The following is a 2,845-nucleotide window of genomic DNA, read 5'->3' on the forward strand; positions in this document are numbered from 1 at the left end:
GTCATACTGGTCTGCATCGGATGTCCTCTCAGGTGAGATCCGATCGCCCCCGCCGGGATGCAGCCCGACGGGGGCACTTTTGTGCCAACATCGACGAATACATTCGGATGTATTCGCCACTCCTGAGTGTGACGGGTCCTGGTGGATACGTCAATACGTTCGGATGTACTCTGGTGGCAAACTGAGAGGTGGTGCGGATGCGACGTCACGAGGAGATCGCCCGTGACCTGCGAGATGCCATCAACCGAGGCGACTACCGGCCGGGCGACACGATCCCGCACGAGCCGGAGCTGATGGAGCGGTACGGCGCGTCGCGGCATGCGGTGCGCACGGCGGTGGCGGCGCTGACCCGGGACGGCCTGGTTGTCCCGGTGCGGCGGCGGGGCACGGTAGTCCGGGACCGAGCAGGACGTCGTCGTGTTCGGCGGGGCCGCATGGTGCGGCGCGACGAGCGTGGCTACGTCATGCCCGCGGCCGCGCGGGAGGGGGAGCCGTGGCAGGTGCACGGGCGCCCCCGCCGTGCCGTGGTGCCGATCCCGGCGCGCCCCGCCGAACTCCTCGGCCTGGAGGAGGGCACCGAGGTCCTACGTCGGCGGCGGGTCACCAGCCCAGCGGGGGAGCCCCCGTATCAGATCGCCGACACCTGGATCCACCCGACCGCGGTCGCCGACGCCCCGCAGGTCGCCGAACCGCACACCGGACCAGGCGGCTACCTGGACCGATTGGAGGAGGCCGGGCACGGGCCGATCGCGTGGACTGAGTACACCAGGGTGCGCATGCCGGAACCCGACGAGGCGAGACACCTGGGCATGCCGGACTCCATGCCGGTCATGGAGATCGCGCGGGTGGGCAGCTCAGCCCGTACTGGCGCGCCGGTGGAGGTCACCATCTGCGTGATCCCCGCGGACCGAGTCGAACTCGTCGCGGACCTCCGGCGCGCGCCGTCGGCGCGGTGGCCCCGAGACTGACGCATGCGGCATGATGCTGCACATGAGAAAAGGGTCGGAGCGCCAACTCCGACCCTGACAGATATGTGAAGTTCTCCCGAGATCCGGGGTGGCCGCCCCGGGTGGATCTCGGCCGACCCGACCGGTTGGCGCCGGTCTAGATGGGTCAACGACATGACCACCGTCCAACTGCGTACAGACAGGAGGCTGTCGTGCCTCCGATGATAGATCCCCCCGGCGGCCGTGTGGAGACGCGGGGGGCAAAGAGTCCCCCCCCCCGACGGGGCGGGGGGGGCGGCCTTGGGCTTGTTATATGTGCCATAACTGGCCGTACATCAACCGCGCTGGGCCAAACCCCCAGCTCAGACAGGGTTGCGGTTCCGAGCACGCCGGGCGCAATCGCGGCGCCCTACCGGTTCCCGGCGGCGGACCTGGTGGGGGCGGCGGCGGCGATGCTGCCCCGGGCGGACCGGTGGGACGGGTCCGAGGGGCCGCGGTGGAACATCACGATCGCGCCGGGTGCGATCCGGGTGGGGGCGACGGACCGGGCGCGTCAGGAGCGCACCCTAGAGCGGCAGCTGGAGCGGGATCAGCGGTTCGTCGACATGGTGGTGGCGCAGGTGCTCGCGGCCACGCCGGAGGGCGAGGACCCTGTGTGGCCGGAGCGGCCACCGTCGCGTAGGGAGGTCACCGGCTGGTCTCGGAAGAGCCGCGCCAACATGGTCAGGACCCTCTGTGAACTCGACTACGGGCCGCTGGTTGGGGACGGCACCCGGCCATTGGCGATGGTCACGCTGACGTACCCGGGGGACTGGGAGACGGTGGCGCCCAATGGGAAGGTGTCGAAGGGGCACCTCCAGGCGTTCCGGAAGCGGTTCGAGCGCGCGTGGGGGGAGCCGCTGCGCGCCGTGTGGAAATTGGAGTTCCAGCGGCGGGGGGCGCCGCACTACCACCTGCTGATGCGGCCTCCGCAGGGGCAGGCCGCAACCCCGGGTGCGCGAGCGCGCGCTGACCGGCTGGTAGGGGCGGGGCTCGACTTCCGGCGGTGGCTGAGTGAGGTGTGGGCTGACATTGTTGGCCACCCTGACCCGGAGGAGCGTCGGCGGCATCGTCTGGCCGGGACCGGTGTCGACTGGCGTGAGGGCCTGAAGGCCAGCGATCCGAGGCGGGTGGCGGTGTACTTCACGAAGCACGGCGCTTTCCGGGCGAAAGAGTACCAGCACATCGTCCCGAAGTCGTGGACGGCCCCGGGGCAGGGGCCGGGCCGATTCTGGGGCTACTGGCACCTGGAGAAAGCGGCGGAGGGCGCCGAGGTCTCTCCGGAGGATGGCATCGCGGCGGGGCGGATCCTGCGGCGGTGGGCTCGTGCTCAGGGCGTCACGCGTGAACTGAGCGTGCCTCGGGTCGACCAGCGGACCGGGACGGTGCGGTACCGGACGGTGCGACGCCCTGCGGTGAGACTGCCCGCGAACCGCGGGTGGGTCAGCGTCAACGACGGGGCGGCGTTCGGGGCGACGTTAGCCCGGTGGCTGGCAGCGACCGAGCCGGAGTCGGCGGCGGACCGGCGCGCCCGGTGGGCACTGCTGCACGCACCCCCGGGCACCTCGCGGGGGTGACCCCTGCCCTCCGATGACCCGCGCGTTCCGGAAGCGGGGTCTCCTCGCCCCGCTCACCGAAGAGCCGCCGGTGTCCTGATGGCGAAGTGCCCCGGGGGTGCTGCTCCCGGGGCATCACCCGCGCGCCCCCCAGGGGCAATCCGGTGGGGGAGGGGATTCGCGCGCCCCCACCCCGAAGAACTCCATTCCGGAGGAAAGCCTTCCTTTATTCGTCCTCGGTTCCCCCTGTCTGTACGGCGTACAGGCAGGCTTCTCGGCATGGCGGCGCCCCGACCACCGGGG

The 2,845-nt window shown here is 71.1% G+C and carries 2 protein-coding genes; both read left to right on the top strand.

Going from position 1 to position 2,845, the window contains the following annotated elements; all coding sequences use genetic code 11:
* The first annotated feature begins 197 nt into the window (after positions 1-197).
* Complete coding sequence (locus tag AC529_RS19205) at positions 198-968, top strand: GntR family transcriptional regulator (RefSeq protein ID WP_068758751.1); 771 nt, start codon at positions 198-200, stop codon at positions 966-968.
* A gap of 431 nt (positions 969-1,399) precedes the next feature.
* Positions 1,400-2,563 carry a rolling circle replication-associated protein gene (locus tag AC529_RS19210; RefSeq protein ID WP_198156498.1) on the top strand — a complete coding sequence of 388 codons (1,164 nt, stop codon included), beginning with the start codon at positions 1,400-1,402 and terminating at the stop codon, positions 2,561-2,563.
* Positions 2,564-2,845 lie beyond the last annotated feature (282 nt).

This window comes from Thermobifida cellulosilytica TB100 (assembly GCF_001517975.1).
Taxonomy (GTDB): domain Bacteria; phylum Actinomycetota; class Actinomycetes; order Streptosporangiales; family Streptosporangiaceae; genus Thermobifida; species Thermobifida cellulosilytica.

What these genes read in the sequence shown, in the direction of transcription:
- AC529_RS19205 (WP_068758751.1), top strand. Translation starts at nt 198, where the DNA reads ATGCGACGTCACGAGGAGATCGCCCGTGACCTGCGAGATGCCATCAAC.
- AC529_RS19210 (WP_198156498.1), top strand. Translation starts at nt 1,400, where the DNA reads ATGCTGCCCCGGGCGGACCGGTGGGACGGGTCCGAGGGGCCGCGGTGG.